The organism is Ectothiorhodospira marina, assembly GCF_900109495.1.
Lineage (GTDB): Bacteria > Pseudomonadota > Gammaproteobacteria > Ectothiorhodospirales > Ectothiorhodospiraceae > Ectothiorhodospira > Ectothiorhodospira marina.
This window is the reverse complement of the sequence record NZ_FOAA01000001.1, coordinates 524,016-542,181: the sequence shown is the minus strand read 5'-3', so window position 1 is coordinate 542,181 and position 18,166 is coordinate 524,016. Positions and strand designations below refer to the sequence as shown.

General features: G+C 63.9%; 15 protein-coding genes. 6 read left to right on the top strand and 9 right to left on the bottom strand.

Annotated features, from left to right (window positions below; all coding sequences use genetic code 11):
* Position 1: 1 nt before the first annotated feature.
* The 3 genes from serC to mtnA form a co-directional block, all read right to left on the bottom strand.
* Positions 2-1,084, bottom strand: coding sequence for a 3-phosphoserine/phosphohydroxythreonine transaminase (gene serC, locus BMY52_RS02495; protein WP_090250386.1), 1,083 nt, complete (start codon positions 1,082-1,084; stop codon positions 2-4).
* Positions 1,085-1,134: 50 nt separating this feature from the next.
* Complete coding sequence (gene gyrA / locus BMY52_RS02490; RefSeq protein ID WP_090250382.1) at positions 1,135-3,738, bottom strand: DNA gyrase subunit A; 2,604 nt, start codon at positions 3,736-3,738, stop codon at positions 1,135-1,137.
* 125 nt (positions 3,739-3,863) lie between these two features.
* Entirely contained in the window at positions 3,864-4,919 is a 1,056-nt protein-coding gene (gene mtnA, locus BMY52_RS02485) for an S-methyl-5-thioribose-1-phosphate isomerase (protein WP_090250380.1), read from the bottom strand.
* Between the two features lie 117 nt (positions 4,920-5,036).
* On the opposite strand from mtnA, the gene BMY52_RS02480 reads away from it, so the two are divergent.
* From BMY52_RS02480 to BMY52_RS02470, 4 genes are read left to right on the top strand one after another with little or no spacing between them, the layout of a single operon-like run.
* On the top strand, positions 5,037-6,356 hold the full coding sequence (locus BMY52_RS02480; protein WP_090250377.1) for a TRZ/ATZ family hydrolase: 1,320 nt from the start codon (positions 5,037-5,039) through the stop codon (positions 6,354-6,356).
* A 31-nt stretch (positions 6,357-6,387) separates the two neighbouring features.
* Positions 6,388-7,098, top strand: coding sequence for a bifunctional 2-polyprenyl-6-hydroxyphenol methylase/3-demethylubiquinol 3-O-methyltransferase UbiG (gene ubiG / locus BMY52_RS15345; protein WP_177169813.1), 711 nt, complete (start codon positions 6,388-6,390; stop codon positions 7,096-7,098).
* Between the two features lie 3 nt (positions 7,099-7,101).
* Positions 7,102-7,761: a phosphoglycolate phosphatase gene (gene gph / locus BMY52_RS15340; protein ID WP_177169812.1), complete on the top strand. Its 660-nt coding sequence runs from the start codon at positions 7,102-7,104 to the stop codon at positions 7,759-7,761.
* 33 nt (positions 7,762-7,794) lie between these two features.
* Entirely contained in the window at positions 7,795-9,285 is a 1,491-nt protein-coding gene (locus BMY52_RS02470) for an alpha/beta hydrolase (RefSeq protein WP_090250374.1), read from the top strand.
* A 477-nt stretch (positions 9,286-9,762) separates the two neighbouring features.
* Here the strand turns inward: BMY52_RS02470 and fni are convergent, their stop codons facing one another.
* The 6 genes from fni to BMY52_RS02440 form a co-directional block, all read right to left on the bottom strand.
* Positions 9,763-10,818 carry a type 2 isopentenyl-diphosphate Delta-isomerase gene (fni, locus tag BMY52_RS02465; protein WP_090250372.1) on the bottom strand — a complete coding sequence of 352 codons (1,056 nt, stop codon included), beginning with the start codon at positions 10,816-10,818 and terminating at the stop codon, positions 9,763-9,765.
* A gap of 3 nt (positions 10,819-10,821) precedes the next feature.
* Positions 10,822-11,085 carry a hypothetical protein gene (locus BMY52_RS02460; RefSeq protein ID WP_090250369.1) on the bottom strand — a complete coding sequence of 88 codons (264 nt, stop codon included), beginning with the start codon at positions 11,083-11,085 and terminating at the stop codon, positions 10,822-10,824.
* 18 nt (positions 11,086-11,103) lie between these two features.
* Positions 11,104-12,291: a geranylgeranyl diphosphate reductase gene (locus BMY52_RS02455; protein ID WP_090250368.1), complete on the bottom strand. Its 1,188-nt coding sequence runs from the start codon at positions 12,289-12,291 to the stop codon at positions 11,104-11,106.
* A gap of 352 nt (positions 12,292-12,643) precedes the next feature.
* Positions 12,644-13,528, bottom strand: coding sequence for a chlorophyll synthase ChlG (gene chlG / locus BMY52_RS02450; RefSeq protein ID WP_090250365.1), 885 nt, complete (start codon positions 13,526-13,528; stop codon positions 12,644-12,646).
* 127 nt (positions 13,529-13,655) lie between these two features.
* Complete coding sequence (gene ppsR, locus BMY52_RS02445) at positions 13,656-15,080, bottom strand: transcriptional regulator PpsR (RefSeq protein WP_090250553.1); 1,425 nt, start codon at positions 15,078-15,080, stop codon at positions 13,656-13,658.
* Positions 15,081-15,120: 40 nt separating this feature from the next.
* On the bottom strand, positions 15,121-15,939 hold the full coding sequence (locus BMY52_RS02440) for a cobalamin B12-binding domain-containing protein (RefSeq protein WP_177169811.1): 819 nt from the start codon (positions 15,937-15,939) through the stop codon (positions 15,121-15,123).
* Positions 15,940-16,349: 410 nt separating this feature from the next.
* Between BMY52_RS02440 and bchF the strand changes: the two genes are divergently transcribed.
* Entirely contained in the window at positions 16,350-16,877 is a 528-nt protein-coding gene (gene bchF, locus BMY52_RS02435; protein WP_090250360.1) for a 2-vinyl bacteriochlorophyllide hydratase, read from the top strand.
* Complete coding sequence (locus tag BMY52_RS02430) at positions 16,874-18,166, top strand: ferredoxin:protochlorophyllide reductase (ATP-dependent) subunit N (protein ID WP_090250357.1); 1,293 nt, start codon at positions 16,874-16,876, stop codon at positions 18,164-18,166. Before bchF ends, BMY52_RS02430 begins: the two co-directional genes overlap by 4 nt.

Below are 18,166 nucleotides of genomic sequence, written 5' to 3'. Positions count from 1 at the left end.
GTCAGGCCTTGCGCTGTTCGAAGTCCACCATGAATTCCACCAGGGCATCCACGCCCGCCTCCGGCATGGCGTTGTAGATGCTGGCGCGCATGCCGCCCACGGAACGGTGCCCCTTGAGGGTGGTGAGCCCCGCCTGCTCGGCCTCCTTGAGGAACAGACCATCCAGTTCGGCATCCGCCAGGGTAAAGGGCACATTCATCAGTGAGCGGGCCGACACCTCCACCGGGTTGTGATAGAAGGCAGAGTTATCGATGGCGGTATAGAGCTTCTCCGCCTTGCGGCGATTGATCTGTTCCATGGCCTCCAGACCACCCAACTCCTTGAGCCACTGGAAGACCAGACCCGCCAGGTACCAGCCATAGGTGGGCGGGGTATTGGACATGGAATCCGCATCCGCCTGGATCTTGTAATCCAGGATGCTGGGCAGGCCCGGCATGGGATCACCCATCAGGTCATCCCGAACGATGACCAGAGTCAGACCGGCAGGACCGATATTCTTCTGGGCACCAGCGTAAATCACGCCATATTTCGAGACATCGATGGGGCGGGAGAGGATATTCGAGGACATGTCCGCCACCAGCGGCACATCACCCGTCTCGGGCACCCAATGGAACTCCACTCCACCAATGGTCTCATTGGGGGTGTAATGCAGGTAGGCTGCCTCAGGGTTGCATTGCCAGGTCTCGAAGGCGGGGATATGCGTGAAGTTGTCCCCTTCACTGGTGGCCACCACACTCACATCCGCATATTTCTTGGCTTCGGAGATGGCCTTCTTGGACCAGGAACCGGTGTTCACGTAATCCACCTGCTTCTTGCCTCGCAGCAGGTTCATGGGGACAGCAGCAAACTGACCCGACGCACCGCCCTGGAGGAACAGGACCTTGTAGTTGTCCGGCACCTTGAGCAGGTCACGCACATCCTGTTCCGCCTGGGCGGCAATGGACACGAAGGCCTTGCCGCGGTGACTCATTTCCATCACCGACATGCCGGTGCCATTCCAGTCGAGCATTTCCGCGCGGGCGCGCTCCAGCACCGGTTCGGGGAGCACGGCGGGGCCGGCGCTGAAGTTATAAACACGTGTCATGTTTCACTCCTGGTTTGGATCACGGACAGATTGATTTCGCGGGAATCAGGTCAGGAGGCGTCATCCGGGGATGATTCGCCGTCTTCGGCATCGTCGCTGCTGTCATCGCCGCTTTCGTTATCGTCGCCATTGAGGCCCTCGACCCGCGCCAGTTCTACCAGCTTTTCATCATCGGCAAGGCGTATCAGGCGCACGCCCTGGGTATTGCGCCCCAGGACCGGGATATCGCCGATCGGCGTGCGTACGAGGGTGCCACCATTGGTAATGAGCATGACCTGATCGTCGTCTCCCACCAGCGTGGCCCCCACCACCGCACCGTTGCGGCCTCCCGTCTGAATGGCGATCACGCCCTGGCCGCCTCGACCATGGAGGGGGAATTCCTCCGGCGAGGTGCGCTTGCCATAGCCATTCTCGGTCGCGATCAGGATGTTGCCCTGGTCAACAATGATCAAGGAGATCACCTGCTGATCCGAGCCCAGGCGCACGCCACGCACACCGCTGGCCGTCCGCCCCATGGCCCGCACGGTGTCCTCGCTGAACCGCACCGCCTTGCCGGCAGAACTGAGCAGCATGACATCCTGGTGCCCGTCGGTGACCTTCACATCCACCAGCCAGTCGTCCTCGCGCAGACCCACGGCGATGATGCCGTTGGAGCGCGGACGGGAAAAGTCCACCAGAGGCGTCTTCTTGACGATGCCGCTGCTGGTGGCCATGAACACATACATGTCCTCCCGATACTCCCGCACCGGCAGGATGGCGTTGATGCGCTCCCCCTCTTCCAGGGGCAGCAGGTTCACCATGGGCCGTCCACGAGCGGCACGACTCCCCATGGGCAGTTCATATACCTTGAGCCAGTAGGCCTTGCCACGGCTGGAGAAGCACAGGATGGTATCGTGGGTATTGGCCACCACCAGACGATCGATGAAGTCCTCGTCACGGAAGGTGGTGGCGGTCTTGCCCCGCCCACCGCGCTTTTGCGCCCGGTAGGCTGTCAGGGGCTGGTACTTGGCGTAACCGGCATGGGAGAGCGTGACCACCACATCTTCCTCGGTGATCAGGTCTTCCAGGGTGAGATCCTGGTGATGACTGAGGATCTCGGTGCGGCGCGTGTCCCCATACTGATCGCGCATGGCGACCAGCTCCTCGCGAATCACCTCCATCAGGCGCCCAGGGCTGGACAGGATCTCCAGCAACTCCTCGATACGCCCCAGCAATTCACGGTATTCGTTGACAATTTTATCCTGTTCAAGACCGGTCAGGCGGTGCAGTCGCAGGTCGAGAATGGCCTGTGCCTGCGCCTCGGAAAGCCGATAGCCGCCTTCCTGCAATCCGAACTCGCTGGCCAGCTCCTCGGGTCGCGATGCCCAGGCACCGGCACGATCCAGCATGTCCTGCACCACACCTGGGGCCCAGAGACGCCCCAACAGTCCTTCCTTGGCCTCCGCCGGACTGCCGGAGGTCTTGATCAGGGCAATGATCTCGTCGATGTTGGCCAGAGCCACAGCCAGACCTTCCAACACATGAGCCCGCTCACGGGCCTTGCGCAGTTCGAAGATGGTTCGGCGGGTGACCACTTCGCGCCGATGGCGCAAAAAGGCCTCCAGAATCTGCTTCAGATCCAGTAAGCGCGGCTGCCCGTCCACTAGGGCCACCATGTTGATGCCGAAAACATTCTGCATCTGGGTGTGCAGATAGAGATTGTTGAGCACCACCTCAGGGACTTCGCCGCGCTTGAGCTCCACCACCATGCGCATGCCATCCTTGTCGGACTCGTCCCGCAGTTCGCTGATGCCCTCCAGCTTCTTGTCCTTCACCAGTTCGGCAATGCGCTCCAGAAGGCGGGCCTTGTTCACCTGATACGGCAGTTCCGTCACCACGATACTGTTGCGCCCGGTGGACTCGTCGGTCTCCACATGGGAGCGGGCCCTCACATGGATACGCCCGCGTCCGGTGCGATACGCCTCGTGGATGCCCCGGTCGCCATTGATGATGCCGGCCGTGGGAAAATCCGGGCCCGGTATGTGCTCCATCAGGCCTTCCACGCCCAGATCCGGGGTGTCAATGAGCGCCACACACGCGTTGACCACCTCGGTGAGGCCGTGCGGCGGAATATTGGTGGCCATGCCCACGGCAATACCGGCCGACCCATTGATCAGCAGATTGGGCAGCTGGGTGGGGAAAACGGAGGGCTCGGTCTCGGAACCGTCGTAGTTATCGACAAAGTCCACCGTCTCCTTGTCGATGTCCGCCAGCAGCTCATGGGCGATCCGCGCCATGCGCACTTCCGTGTATCGCATGGCTGCCGGGGCGTCACCGTCCACCGAGCCGAAGTTGCCCTGTCCATCCACCAGCATGTAGCGCATGGAAAAGGGTTGAGCCATGCGCACGATGGTGTCGTACACGGCCGAGTCCCCATGGGGGTGGTATTTACCGATGACATCACCCACCACACGGGCGGACTTCTTGTACGGCTTATTCCAATCGTTGCCCAGCACGCGCATGGCGTACAACACCCGACGGTGCACCGGTTTAAGCCCGTCGCGCACGTCCGGGAGAGCTCGACCGATGATGACGCTCATGGCGTAGTCCAGATAGGACTGACGCATCTCGTCTTCCAGGTTGACGGGCAGGATTTCTTTGGCGAATTCGACCATTCAGTCTCGGGGCGCTGTGGTTAACATGGAAGGACTGAAACAAACGCCGGATGATACCACATTGGCGAGAGGGGCAGCAGTGAAGAGGGCTGGCATTGCCAGCCCTCGGTTGTGTCATCCTCGGCTCAGTCGGCCGCGAATAGCGCCTTCATCTTCTGTGCATTGGGTTGTTCCACCACCCCACGCTCCGTGACGATCGCATCGATCAACCCTGCCGGGGTTACGTCGAAGGCCGGATTCCAGGCGGCGGCTCCCGGGGCAGCCACACGGCGACCAGCCAGTTCCAGCACTTCCTCCTGGCCGCGCTCCTCAATGGGAATCTCTGCACCACTGGGCGCATTCATGTCGATGGTGGTGGTGGGCGCCACCACCATGAACTTCACCCCATGATGACGGGCCAGCACCGCCAGACCGTACGTGCCGATCTTGTTGGCCGCATCGCCATTGGCGGCAATCCGATCCGATCCAACAATGACCCAACCCACACGACCCTCGCGCATCAGGCTGGCCGCCGCCCCCTCACACATCAGACTCACGGGAATCCCGTCCTGCACCAGCTCCCAGGCAGTCAGGCGTGCGCCCTGCAACCAGGGGCGGGTCTCATCGGCATAGACATGCTTGACCCGCCCCTGGGCGTAGGCACTGCGAATGACCCCCAGGGCCGTGCCATAGCCACCCGTGGCCAGTGAACCGGTATTGCAATGGGTGAGCACATCCCGCCCGTCCTGCAACAGGGCCGCCCCCAGATCCCCCATGTGCCGGTTGCCATCCACGTCCTCCTGGTGAATGCGCTCGGCCTCCACCAGCAGGGCGGGCTCCGGGTCCTGGCCATCGGGCAGCCCTGCCATCACCTGCCCCATGCGTTCCAAGGCCCAAAACAGGTTCACCGCCGTGGGACGGGAGTCCGCCAGGGCCTTGAGATCGGCCGCCATGGCCGCGCGCCAGTCCTGACCATCCTCGGACCAGGCGCGGCGCGCAGCCAGTACCACCGCGTAGGCAGCCGTCACACCGATCGCCGGGGCCCCGCGGACCACCATGTCACGGATGGCATCGGCCGCTGCCGCGGCCCTATCCGTTTCCAGATAGACGCTCTCATGGGGCAGCAGACGCTGATCCAGCAGGCTGAGGTGGGTACCGGTCCACTGGACCGCGCGAATGGAGTCGTGCGTGTGTGTGCTCATGACATGTCGGGTTGGCGGTGGGTAGCCGCGTACTTTGCCAGGATATGCCGCCCCGTGCCACAGCCCGCTCCAGGCTGAATACTTGTCCAACCCTCGTGTAATCGTTATCTTGCGCGGATGCAAAGCGTCGACAAGATCATCACCCCCCGCTGGATCGTGCCAGTAGAACCGGACGATACGGTGCTGGAAGGCTACAGCCTGGTGGTTCACGAAGGTCGCATCCTGGACCTGCTACCCACGGCGGAAGCAGAGTCGCGCTATCACGGCGAGACCCATCGACGCCTGAATCAGCATGCCCTGATCCCCGGCCTGGTGAACGCCCACACCCACTCCCCCATGACCCTGCTGCGCGGGCTGGCCGATGACCTGCCGCTGATGGACTGGCTGCAGGACCATATCTGGCCCGCCGAGGGGCGTTTCGTCGGCGAGGACTTTGTCCATGATGGCACCCTGCTGGCAGCGGCAGAGATGCTGCGCGGTGGCACCACCTGCTTCAACGACATGTATTTCTTCCCGGAGACCACCGCTCAGGTGAGCGGCCAAGTGGGCATCCGCGCTGCCATCGGCCTGATCGTCATCGACTTTCCCAGCGCCTGGGCGTCGCAGGCCTCCGAGTACATCGACAAGGGCCTGGACATCTTCGACCGTCACAAGGGCGAGGGCCTGCTGTCGTTCTGCTTTGCCCCCCACGCCCCCTACACCGTGGCCGATGAACCCCTCAAGCGCCTGGCCACCCTGGCCGCGGAACTGGACATGCCCGTGCACATGCACGTGCACGAGACGGCTCATGAACTGGAGGAATCCAAGGCCCGCTTTGGCGTCCATCCCCTGGAGCGCCTCGCGCAGCTGGGATTGGCCGGCCCCCACCTCATGGCCGTGCACATGACCCAACTGGAAACCGGGGAGATCGCCCATCTGGCCGACGCCGGCACCCATGTGGTGCATTGCCCTGAATCCAACCTGAAGCTGGCCTCCGGGTTCTGCCCTGTGCAGGCCCTGGTGGAGGCGGGTGTGAACGTGGCTCTGGGCACCGACGGCACGGCCAGCAACAACGACCTGGACATGTTTGGCGAGATGCGCACCGCCGCCCTGCTGGCCAAGGGCGTCAGCGGCAACGCCGCCGCCCTGCCCGCCCACACCGCGCTGCGCATGGCCACCCTCAACGGTGCCCGGGCCCTGGGCCTGGCAGATGAAATCGGCTCCCTCGTCCCGGGCAAGAGCGCGGACATGGTCGCCGTCAACCTGGGGGAACTGGAAAGTCAGCCCGTTTACGATCCTGTCTCTCATCTGGTGTATGCCGTGGGTCGTCACCAGGTCAGCGATACGTGGGTGGCAGGCCGCCCGCTGTTGCGGGATCGCCAACTCACCACCATTGATGAGACTCAGCTGCGCCAGCGGATATCCCGTTGGCAAACCCGCATTGCAGAGGCCGACTGAGCCCCGCACCCGACCCGTGATGACCGCCCCAATGTCCGAGATACATACCAACGTCGACGCTGCCGAGATCGCCAAGTTTGATGACATGGCCCACCGCTGGTGGGATCCGGAGGGTGAATGCCGTCCTCTGCATGAAATCAACCCGCTCAGGCTGGACTACATCGAGGAACGCGCCGGCCTGCAGGACAGGAAGGTGCTGGACGTGGGCTGTGGCGGCGGCCTGCTGTCAGAGGCCATGGCCCGTCGGGGTGCCCAGGTCACCGGCATCGATATGGGTGAAAATGCCCTGGGTGTGGCGCGTCTGCACCTATTGGAATCCGGTCTGGAGGTGGACTACCGGCAGAGTTCCGCCGAGGCCCTGGCGGCAGAGATGCCGGGGCAGTTCGACGTGATCACCTGCATGGAGATGCTGGAACATGTCCCCGACCCGGGCTCGGTGCTCGATGCCTGCGCGCGCCTGCTCAAGCCGGGCGGACATCTGTGCGTGGCCACCCTGAACCGCACCCCCAAGTCGTTTGCCATGGCCATCCTGGGGGCCGAATACCTGATGCGCATGCTGCCCCCCGGTACCCATGAGTACGCCCGCTTCATCCGTCCTTCGGAAATGGAGGCATGGATGCGGCAGGCCGGCTTGTCCCTGCGCAACCTCACAGGCATGCACTATGACCTGATCAATCGCAGCTACCGCCTGGGCCCGGGTGTCGATGTGAACTACCTGGCCCACGCTGTGCGGGAAGACTGAGCCTTGCGCACCATTCTGTTCGACCTGGACGGCACCCTGGCCGACACCGCCCCGGACCTGCATCACGCCCTGCACTGCCTGCAGCGGGAGCGGGGCCTGACGCCCCTGCCCTTCGAGCAGGTCCGTGATCAGGTCTCCCATGGCACGTCGGCCCTGGTGACCCTGGGCTTCCCCGAGGCCGCCGGGGCCGTCTTCGATGGACTGCGGGAGCGCTTTATCGAGATTTACATGGCCCACATCCACCGGGAGAGTCGCCTGTTCCCTGGCATGGACGAGGTGCTGGAAGCCATTGAATCCCGAGGCATGAACTGGGGCGTGGTCACCAACAAGCCGGCCTTTCTCACCGATCCCCTACTGCGCGCCATGGGCCTGTACGATCGTGCCGCCACGGTGATCAGTGGCGACACGACCGCAGAGTGCAAACCCCACCCCATGCCCATGCTGCTGGCCTGCGAGCAGTCTGGCAGCTCCCCCGGGCAGTGCCTCTATATCGGTGACGCCCTGCGGGATATCCAGGCAGGACGGGCCGCGGGCATGCGCACGCTGGTGGCCCGCTACGGCTATATCGATGCCGCTCAGTCCCCGGAGACCTGGGGCGCTGACGGCTTCATCCAGCACCCCGGCGAGATCATGGACTGGTTGCCGGCCCAGGCGGGGCTGTAGCCCCTCTCCCGCTGGCAAAGGAAAACCCATCCCATGCACACACGTCATCCCGCTCTGAGGATCATCACCGCCCTGTTTGCCCTCGTAGTCATCATCACGGCCTGGATCCTGGTGATCGACGCCGGGCGGGGGGTCGAGCAACGCCAGATGGAACGGGACGGAGTGCCGGTCACACTGCTCCTGCCAGCCGATGCCAGCCATGCCCCCGGCGTGGTGGTCGCCCATGGATTTGCCGGCTCGGCCCAACTGATGCGCACCTGGGGACTGGCACTCGCCGATGCGGGCTTCGTGGTGGCCCTGCCTGACCTCAGTGGACATGGACGCAACCGCGCGCCGCTGGACTGGTGGAACGATCCCGAACAGTTCCAGCGAGATGTGCGATCGGCCCTGGCGTTACTGGGCGAACAACCGGAGGTGGATGCCGGGCGACTGTCCCTCCTGGGCCACTCCCTGGGTGCCGGTGCCGTGATCGATGCGGCCATGGAAACCACCCAGCCAATCCGGGCCGTGGTGGCCGTGTCCCCCGGGCAGAGCGAAGTCACCCCGGAAAGCCCTCCCAACCTGCTGCTGATGGCCGGGGCCTGGGAAGGACCGTTCCTGGAGGCGGCGCAGACCCTGCTGGAAAAGGCCGGCGGCCCCGGGGGTGATCCGGCCGCAGGCACTGCCCGGGCCCTTGAGGTGATCCCTGGCGTGGAGCATATCGGTGTGCTGTTCAGCCCCCAGTCTCATGCCGCCTCCATTGACTGGCTGGCCCAGGTCTCGGAGATCGCCCCACCACAGGGCAACGGGGTGAGCCCCATGCTCTGGTGGCTGCTGAATCTTGTGGGGGTTCTCGTTCTCTGGCGTGCCCTGGCGCCCTTCTGGGTGGATGGCGATCGACTGCGCCTGGATACGGCCCAGGCAGAAATACAGGGGCGCACCCGACGCCCCCTGGTGCGGGCCGCCATCAGTGGGGTGCTGGCCACCCTGCTGCTCATTGGCATTGGGGAGGTGATCCATCTGGATGGCATCGGCGGGATCCTGGTCAGCCCCCAATTCGCCCTGTGGCTGGCCCTGGCCGGGGGTATCTGGCTGGCGCTGGGCACCCGTCCGCCCCGGCCTGAATGGCCCGACCTGGCCTGGGGTCCGATCATGCTGGGTGTGCTGGTCCTTGGCTTTGGGGTGATGGGGGCGGCCCTGTGGCTGGCCTGGTGGCCGCCGCTGCATCGACTGCCCTATCTACCCATCCTGACCCTGCTGATCCTGCCCTGGGCGGTTGCCTTTGCCACCGCCCTGCAGGGACGCACCGGCTGGCGGGGGCTGGGCGTCGGGTTGGGCGTGGCCCTGATCACCATGGTCACGGTGGGGGTCGCCGCAGCCATCGTCGATGGCATGATGTTCCTGCTGATCATCCTGCCCCTGCTGCCGGTGATGCTGGCCCTGCCCCTGCTGGTCAGCCGGCCGGTACAGCGCCCCTGGGCGGATGGCTTCGCCCTGGCCGCCTTCCTGGGCTGGACCCTGACGGTGATGTTCCCGCTGATCTAGCTCACCCCGTGGGAGCGGCCCTGGCCGCGAAGGGATGCATCGGCGGGCACCGCCATTCGCCGGCAAGGCCGGCTCCCACAGGGGGACAGGTGCAACTCAGGTTTCCACTGACCTCGCAACCATGCCCCCGTGGGAGCGGCCCTGGCCGCGAAGGGATGCATCGGCGGGCACCGCCATTCGCCGGCAAGGCCGGCTCCCACAGGGGGACAGGTGCAACTCAGGTTTCCACTGACCTCGCAACCATGCCCCCGTGGGAGCGGCCCTGGCCGCGAAGGGATCTGCCGGCGGGCACGCCGTTTCGCCGGCAAGGCCGGCTCCCACAGGGGGACAGGTGCAACTCAGGTTTCCACTGATCTCGCAACCATGCCCCCGTGGGAGCGGCCCTGGCCGCGAAGGGATGCATCGGCGGGCACCGCCATTCGCCGGCAAGGCCGGCTCCCACAATCAGGACTCCCACAGAGGAGGACAGGGTTTGGTTCAGCGGTGAGTCAGGGTACCGCGCAGGGCCGACACGTCCCCGGCACCGCTGGCAAACATGGCCACCCGCAGTTCCCTGAGCACCTGCGAGATGAAGCCATCCAGTGCCTCGGGCCCTTGGGCGGCCTTGATCAGAAACGGCCTGGCCATGGCGGCCACATTCGCACCCAGGGCCAGGGCCTTGGCCACATCGAGCCCCGTGCGCAGCCCCCCGCAAGCGATCAGTGGGAGATCGGGGGCCACCCGCCGGACGTTGACAATGCTCTCAGCGGTGGGAATCCCCCACTCACCAAAGACCTGCCCCAGGTGCCTCTCCCCCTCGCCCTCGGTACACAGGGCCTCCACCCTGGCCCAGGAGGTACCGCCGGCACCGGCGCAATCCAGGCCGGCGACGCCGCAGGCAGCCAGTTCGCGGGCCGCCTGCTCACTCAGCCCGAAACAGACCTCTCGGGCAAATACCGGGATGCCGTCGGCGGCCAGATCCTCGCAGAGCCGGGCCAGTCGGCCTGCCAACCCACGAAAATCCAGATCGCCCCCCTGCACCGCCTCCTGCATGGGGTTGAGATGCACGAACAGGGCATCGGCCCCAATCATCGCCACAGCACGACGCGCCTCCTCGGCCCCCCAGCCCTTGACCAGCTGGGCCCCGCCGATATTGGCAAAGAGCACGGCATCCGGGGCCTCGTCCCGCAACTGGAAATAGCGGGCCCGGGTCGAGTCCTCGATGGCCACCCGCTGACTTCCCACCCCCATGGGCAATCCCCAGCGCTGGGCCGCAGCGGCCAGGATACAGTTGAGTTCATGGGTGCGCGCATCACCCCCGGTCATGGGAGCCATCATCAAGGGGGCCCGCAAGGTGCGCCCGGCCAGTGAAACGGAAAGATCAATCTCGTCCAGACGCAGTTCGGGCAAGGCCTGATTGAGCAGATCATAACGCTCAAGGCCCGTGGACTTGCGGTAGCCCACGGGCCCCGAGAGACACACGTCCAGGTGACGGCCCTTGGATTCAGGATCCCGGCAATCATCACCCGAGGGTTCGCGCACCTCAAAGCCCATGAGTCACCGAAGCCGACGCCGGAGATCTGCCAGATGAGCTACCAGTCCGGCAAATAACCAAAGGGCAACCCAGGGCCAGGCGGACCCGGTCAAGGCGGCCCGGAGAGCCAGCAAAAGAAAGCCACCGGCCAGGAGCGTGGTCGCAATCAAATCCACGGGAAACCCGCGCCCCGTGCGGCGATGCCACCAGAAGAGCAAGGCGCCTTCCAGCAGCATCGCCACAAGGATGAGATCAACAATGTGACCGGTGGCGAAGAGTTCCGACATGCGTGCCTTAAGGACGGATCACACCCGGGACAGCCCGAGCAGATGCCCCATATCCTTGAAGAAGATACGCATATGGGCGAGCGGCTTGGCCTTGACCAGTTTCTTGTACATGTAGGCCTGCCAGGTGAGTTCCTGCACGTCCTTGTCCCGACAGATGGCCACAAACCGTTCCCGGCGCTTGTCGCTGCTGTACCAGAAACGCTGCATGATCCCCAGGATCCAGAATATCTGCCCATGGGCCTTCATGAAGCGCTTGCGGGCCTGCTTGAGCATGGCCGGATTGCCGGATTCCAGGAACGCGGCCACCGCCTCACCGGCCAGGCGGCCGCCCAGCATGGCGTAATAGATACCCTCGCCGGAGGCTGGTGCCACCACGCCCGCCGCATCCCCCGCCAGCAGCACATCCTTGCCGTTGTCCCAGCACTTCATGGGATACAGGGGGATCGGCGCGCCTTCGCGACGCAGGGTCTCGCAATCTTCCATGCCCGCCGACTTGCGCAGATCTGCCACAGCGCCCTTGAGGGAAAAACCCTTATGGGCCGAACCCACGCCGACGCTCACCGTATCGCCGTGGGGGAACACCCAGGCGTAGAAGTCCGGAGACAGCTTGCCCTGGTAGTACACATCGCAACGCTCGGGATCAAACTCCGCATCGTTGGCGGTGGGACGGCTGATGATCTCGTGATAGGCAGCCACGTGCGGGATCTTTTCGGCACCAGGCACCTCCTGCCGGGCCACGGTGGAGCGTGCACCATCGGCACCGATCACCGCCCGGGCGCGCACCCCTACCTCTTCACCCGAGTCATCCTTGTAACGGACGATGGCGGTGCCGTCCCCGTCGCGATCAATCCGCTCGTAGGTGCCAGCACGTCGCTCTGCCCCCCCCTCGGCGGCACGCTTGCGCAGCCACTCGTCGAAGGTCTTGCGATCCACCATGCCCACGTAACCCCCCTGGATGGGCATGTCCACCTTGCGATCCTTGGGCGAAAACATGCGGGCGCAGCGGACCTTGGCCACCAGCACCGACTCGGGAAGTTCGAATTCGGTCATGGTCACCGGCGGGATCGCCCCACCGCAGGGCTTGATACGCCCACCGCGGTCCAGCAGCAATACCTTGCGGCCCGCACGGGCCAGGTCGTTGGCCGCGGTCGCGCCCGCCGGGCCACCGCCCACGACAACAACATCAAAGGTCTGTGTTTCAGCCATTACATTCACCTGTTCCGGTTGCCGCGACGCCCAGGGTCACCCAGGGCCGCCGCAGGGAAAAGCGCGCCCCAGGGAGCGCGACGATGGAGACTGTGCTTGAGGGTCCAATCCGCCCGGGAACGCACACGGACCCGTACACCCGCGCGAGAAGGTATCAGGGACAGGATCGGGGAAAGATGACGCGGGACATGCAGGCCAGCCAACCAGCTGACGCACCGGGTACAAACAGACAAACGGTGGTCATTGAAGAGGCGCATCACCCTGGGTGAAGTCCGGTGCGCAGCTTGGGCATGCCAGACAGGGACCAGGAACGGCGCCTGGATCAAGCTCCGTTCACCTGCCCACCGGGTATTCACGACGCCATCAGGTCCATGCTGCTCAGGGCGAAGGCGGTGACCATCATGCCACTGACGTAGAGCGTGATGCCCGTGGCGTTGTACCACGGAGCCAGTTCCTTGGGCCGCTTGAGCAGACGCACCATGAGGCCAACCTGCACCACCAGCAATACAGCCACGGCGGCAGCGTAGATGGGAGCACCCCAGGTCAGCAGCAAGGCAACCACAACCAGTTGCGGGATGGCCATCACCCAGCAGGCCAGCTTGGCGGCGCGATCAACTCCGAGTTTTACCGGCAAGGAACCCAGGCCCATCTGCCGATCACCTTCCACGGACTTGAAGTCGTTGAGGGTCATGATGCCGTGAGCGCCAATACTGTAGAGAAGGGCCACGGCAATGATGCGCCAATCGGGGAAGACACCCGCCATCACCACCACGCCGGTGAACCAGGGCACGCCCTCATAGCAGATGGCCACGGCGGAATTGCCCCACCACCCATTGCGCTTGAGGCGGGTTGGCGGGGCGCTGTAGGCCCAAGCCAGGATCAGACCGAAAACCGCAGCAATAAAACCCCAGATCCCCAGGACCGTGGCCAGTGCCAGGGAGGCCAGCGTCCAGAGAATGGCCAACCAGAGCCCCCATTGACCCGGGATACGACCAGAAGGGATCGGGCGATGAGGCTCATTGATGGCATCCACATGGCGATCAAACCAGTCGTTCACCACCTGACTGGTGCCGCAGATGAGCGGGCCGGCCAGCATGACACCGACAATGATGAGAACCCAGCGTTCTCCCAGCGCCACACCGGCGGAGACCACGCCACACGCGTAGGCCCACATGGGCGGAAACCAGGTGACCGGATGAGTGACTTCAAGAATGGCACGGGGCTGAGGGAGCGACATGGCGGCTAAATTATACGCGCCCCCCCCTTTCGTCAAGCACCATTTACACCCCGCGGAGACACCATAAGTAATGACAAATGGACACCCCACAAAGGGCGTCACGCCACGCCTTGACAGAGGTCAAGCTTCAGAGCTTTTCCTCGTTCTCCTGGGCCAGGTGACCCAAACCATAACGGCGCAACTTCACATAGAAACTCTGCCGGCTCAGCCCCAGCATCTCGGCCGCCGAAGCCCGGTTGTCATTGGTGAGTTCCAGGGCTGCCTCGATGCACAGTCGTTCGATCATGTCCGTGCTCTCGCGCACCAGATCCTTGAGGGGGACCCGGCCCACCAATTCAGTGAGCTGCTCCACGGAGCGGGGACCATCACGACTCACCCGGGTCTCGCGCGCCAGACGTGAACCCACGTTACGAATGGTAAATCCCAGACAGGGCTCCTCCAGGCCGAGCACCGCCACCGCGGAAATCTCCACCTCGGAAGCAGACCCGTACTCACCGCGCAGCGCCGTGGCAAACAGCCTCACCGCACCGTGTTCACGCAGGTTGCCGATCAGCACGCCAAGGTCCACGCCGGGGCGTCCCAGCCAGCGGCCCAGGGATTCCCCACGGGCCTGCTCTTCCGTGGGCAGTTGCGCCATCTCGAGAAAGGCCGGGTTGGCACTGAGAATGCGCCCGCTCATGTCGGTGACCACAAAGCCATCCGGGGCCCGCTCCACCATACTCAAGACGCGGGACGCACTTTGCGGCCCCACGGAGGCCAGAGCCTCGGCACGAGGACAACGCAGACGCACAAGAAAATGGGAGGCGTTGTCCTGACGGAACAACGAAGCAGAAATCATGAATGCCTGTTCGCCACCCAGGGAACAGACCGATATATCCTCGGCCCGACCGGTGGCACGCACGGTGGCCAGCATATCCTGAACCACCTGGGTATTTTCCAGATCGAAACCTTCCGGAAAGACCCTCCCGACCATTTTATGGGACGCATCCCCCAGCAGTTCGCCTGCCGCGGGGTTGGCCTCCACCACCTTATGGGTTGCCGCATCCATGATCAGTACCGCCTCGGAAGACACCTGAAACAGCAGGCGATACCGGGTCTCGGCATGACGCAGACGGGCATACTCCCGCTCCATGGATTGCTGCGCCTCAACGAGGCGTCGCTGCAGTGCCGCCACACCTCGCAGATCCCGCCCCATGGCCACCACACGCCCGCCTTCCCCCACCTGAATGGCGGAGTACATGACCGGCACATCATGGCCACGACTGGAAGGATGATTCACCTGGCGCCAGCGCACATTGCTGGGCGAGGAGGCATCACGAAGCAGGGCCTCAATCTTGCCTCGACTCTCCACCGTGACCGTGTCCACCCATGGCTTCCCCACCCACTGCCCGTACCCTTCCATGGTGAGATCATCACTGCCCAGGGCCAAATCGCGGATGACACCGGTCTCATCGAGCACCAGGGAAACATCGGCCGCCGTCGCCACCAGGGAGGCGACTTCGTCGGGTTCCAGGTCCCCGAGCACCTGCTTTGGGGCTTTGAACGGCTTCACGAGCTCCACGCTTATCGGTTTCAAATCCTGGTTGGAAACATCATATCGGCCCCATATCCCTGGTGAAGCAGCCGGTGCGTCGTGCCAGCATGGCCTCCGCCCTCCGCACTGCCGAGGCGCCGTCCTGGGCCGTGTCATCCGCACCGACCACCGACACCAGTTGAGGGTTTTCGGTAAAGAGCCGCCCCCCGACAATGATTCCTACGGAAGCATTGCGCGACACGCGCCGCACCCCGCGCACAGTGGTGGTGACCTTGTCGAGCAGGGTCTGACAACTGACCGACAAGGCCACTATGTCAAACCATTCCTGGCGCACCAGATGGTTCAGATCCCGCATGGACAGGGAAGGGTCACAGGTGACATCCCAGCCCTCGCGGCGGAAAAATTCGGAAATCATCATCAAACCGAAGGTGTGCTGCTCTCCGGGAATGGGAGACATGAGAATGCGCTTGCCGCTCACCCTGTGCGGATCCACCTCACCCTCAAAGGCGCCGCCCAACTCCCGGAGAACGTGCTGCAGGCGGCACAACCCCACGGTGACTTCGGTGAAATCGGCCTGATCCTCCTCCCACAACTCGCCCAACCGCTTTGCCGTGGGGGCCAGCAGGTGAACGAACACACTTTCCAGCGCGGTTCCCTGAGCCCTCAGGGTGTCTACATAAGCCAGCGCCGCGGCGGCGTCATGCTCGATCACCATCCGCGAGAACTCCTCCACCACCGGCACACCGATGGACACCCCTTCAGGATCCCCCGGGACATCCTTCGCCGCGCTGCCGCGGACCGCCTCTTCCGAGCGATGCGCCATCATCAGGCGCGGAATAATCTCGCCCTCAATGACGTGGGACAACTCCTTTCGCATGGACTCGGGACACATTCGGTGGGTGCCTGGCACCGGCGACCGGCAGGCACCTTCAGCTTGTCCGCCTCGCTGGGTCGCGCCACTCCGCTCGGCTTCACCTCCCGGATTCAGTGAGGACTCCCCACCCTCGCGACCAAGCTGACGTCTCGCAGTGACCATACATCTCCCCCCAGGGCTGAAAGCGGGCCGCCTGGACTGACGCGACCCTCTCACCCGTCCGGAAAACCTGACCACCGGTCCGGGCTTGTCAACGGAGGCAGTTTAGCAGGCCTGCGGGTATTTTCACCTACGAAAATCATGGTTACGACATCCGGGAATGTCAACCAATCCTTACGTCCAGCTTGATTGACAAAGCCAAGGGGCTTGTACAAACTCAGCGCACCACGTTGAGTTGACTGGAGAAATACCCGATGCAGCATGCCGGAGCCGGGGATCGCAAGCCCCGCCCCCTGTACACCCCCGAGCAGCGTCGGCGGCGGGATGAAACCCCGTGGACACTCGTGCAAGGTATCCTGGCACCGCTGCAGTTCCTGGTCTTCATCATCAGTACCTGGCTGGTGGTGCGATACCTGACCACGGGGGAAGGCCTGTGGCTCGCTCACGCCTCCATCGTCGTCAAGACGTTCATCCTTTACACCATCATGGTCACCGGCGCGATCTGGGAGAAGGTTGTCTTCGGCCATTACCTGTTTGCCAAGGCCTTCTTCTGGGAAGACATGGTGAGCATGCTGGTGATTGCCCTGCACACCGTCTACATGGCGTCGCTGTTCTGGAACTTCATGAGCGCGGAACAGCAGATGTATCTGGCACTCGTGGCTTATACCGTCTACGTGGTCAATGCGGCACAGTTCCTGATTAAATTGCGCGCTGCCCGCCTGGGCGAAGCCGAGGCGAAAAAGGCCCGAGCAGCAGCCTCCGGCCAGGAGTCCGCCAAATGACAGGCGCACCGCAACCTTCCGTCAGCGACGGCTCGGAGCAGACCGTGGACTTTTCCATTATCCGTGAACGGGGTCAGCATGAAGTCTTCTGCGGCCTGACCAGCATCATCTGGCTGCATCGCAAGATTCAGGATGCCTTTTTCCTGGTGGTGGGTTCACGTACCTGCGCCCACCTGATGCAATCGGCAGCCGGCGTCATGATCTTTGCCGAACCCCGTTTTGGCACGGCCCTGATCGAGGAGCGCGACCTGGCCGGACTGGCGGATGCCAACGAAGAGCTGGATCGCGTCGTCGCGCGACTGCTGGAGCGGCGCCCGGATATTCGCATGCTCTTCCTGGTGGGGTCCTGTCCCTCCGAGGTCATCAAGCTGGATCTTGCCAAGGCCGCTTCCCGCCTGTCCCAGCAGTACATGCCCCAGGTGCGGGTGCTCAACTATACCGGCAGTGGTATCGAGACCACCTTCACTCAGGGTGAGGATACCTGCCTCGCCGCCCTGGTGCCGGAACTCCCCCGGGAGACCGAGGCCGACCCAGCCTCCCTGCTGGTGGTAGGCTCGCTGGCTGACATCGTCGAGGATCAGTTCACCCGGTTGTTCGCCGAGATGGGCATCCATGAGGTGCGCTATCTGCCAGCCCGACGCTCGGATCAACTGCCGGCCGTCGGTCCCAACACGCGGTATATCCTGGCGCAGCCCTTCCTGAATGAGACCGCGCGCGCCCTGGAGGGCCTGGGCGCCACACGTCTGCCCGCCCCTTTCCCGCTGGGCGTGGAAGGGACCACCGGATGGCTGCGAGCCGCGGCCGATGCCTTTGGAGTGGATGCGGGGCTCTTCGATCGCGTCACCACACCGGGGATTGAGCGGGCGCAACGCGGTCTGTCTCATATCACTGAGGAACTCAAGGGCAAGCGCATCTTCCTGTTTCCGGATTCCCAGCTGGAAATCCCCCTGGCTCGTTTTCTGCACCGTGAGGCGGGCATGGAACTGGTGGAAGTCGGTACGCCCTACCTGCATCGCCAGCATCTGGCGGAAGAGTTGGCCATGCTGCCAAAAGATACCTGCCTGAGCGAAGGACAGCACCTGGACAAGCAACTGGACCGCTGCCGCGAGGCACACCCGGACGTGGTGGTCTGCGGCCTGGGTCTGGCGAACCCGCTGGAGGCGGAAGGCATGACAACCAAGTGGTCGATCGAACTGGTCTTCACCCCGATTCAGGGCTACGATCAGGCGGCCGACCTTGCTGAACTATTTGCCCGACCGCTGATGCGCCGGGCCAAATTGAGGGTCTGA

Coding starts and splice junctions, on each gene's coding strand:
- gyrA (WP_090250382.1), bottom strand. CDS start 3,738: ATGGTCGAATTCGCCAAAGAAATCCTGCCCGTCAACCTGGAAGACGAG.
- bchF (WP_090250360.1), top strand. CDS start 16,350: ATGCAGCATGCCGGAGCCGGGGATCGCAAGCCCCGCCCCCTGTACACC.
- serC (WP_090250386.1), bottom strand. CDS start 1,084: ATGACACGTGTTTATAACTTCAGCGCCGGCCCCGCCGTGCTCCCCGAA.
- chlG (WP_090250365.1), bottom strand. CDS start 13,528: ATGTCGCTCCCTCAGCCCCGTGCCATTCTTGAAGTCACTCATCCGGTC.
- BMY52_RS02460 (WP_090250369.1), bottom strand. CDS start 11,085: ATGTCGGAACTCTTCGCCACCGGTCACATTGTTGATCTCATCCTTGTG.
- BMY52_RS02470 (WP_090250374.1), top strand. CDS start 7,795: ATGCACACACGTCATCCCGCTCTGAGGATCATCACCGCCCTGTTTGCC.
- BMY52_RS02440 (WP_177169811.1), bottom strand. CDS start 15,939: ATGCGAAAGGAGTTGTCCCACGTCATTGAGGGCGAGATTATTCCGCGC.
- BMY52_RS02430 (WP_090250357.1), top strand. CDS start 16,874: ATGACAGGCGCACCGCAACCTTCCGTCAGCGACGGCTCGGAGCAGACC.
- BMY52_RS02455 (WP_090250368.1), bottom strand. CDS start 12,291: ATGGCTGAAACACAGACCTTTGATGTTGTTGTCGTGGGCGGTGGCCCG.
- BMY52_RS02480 (WP_090250377.1), top strand. CDS start 5,037: ATGCAAAGCGTCGACAAGATCATCACCCCCCGCTGGATCGTGCCAGTA.
- fni (WP_090250372.1), bottom strand. CDS start 10,818: ATGGGCTTTGAGGTGCGCGAACCCTCGGGTGATGATTGCCGGGATCCT.
- mtnA (WP_090250380.1), bottom strand. CDS start 4,919: ATGAGCACACACACGCACGACTCCATTCGCGCGGTCCAGTGGACCGGT.
- ubiG (WP_177169813.1), top strand. CDS start 6,388: ATGTCCGAGATACATACCAACGTCGACGCTGCCGAGATCGCCAAGTTT.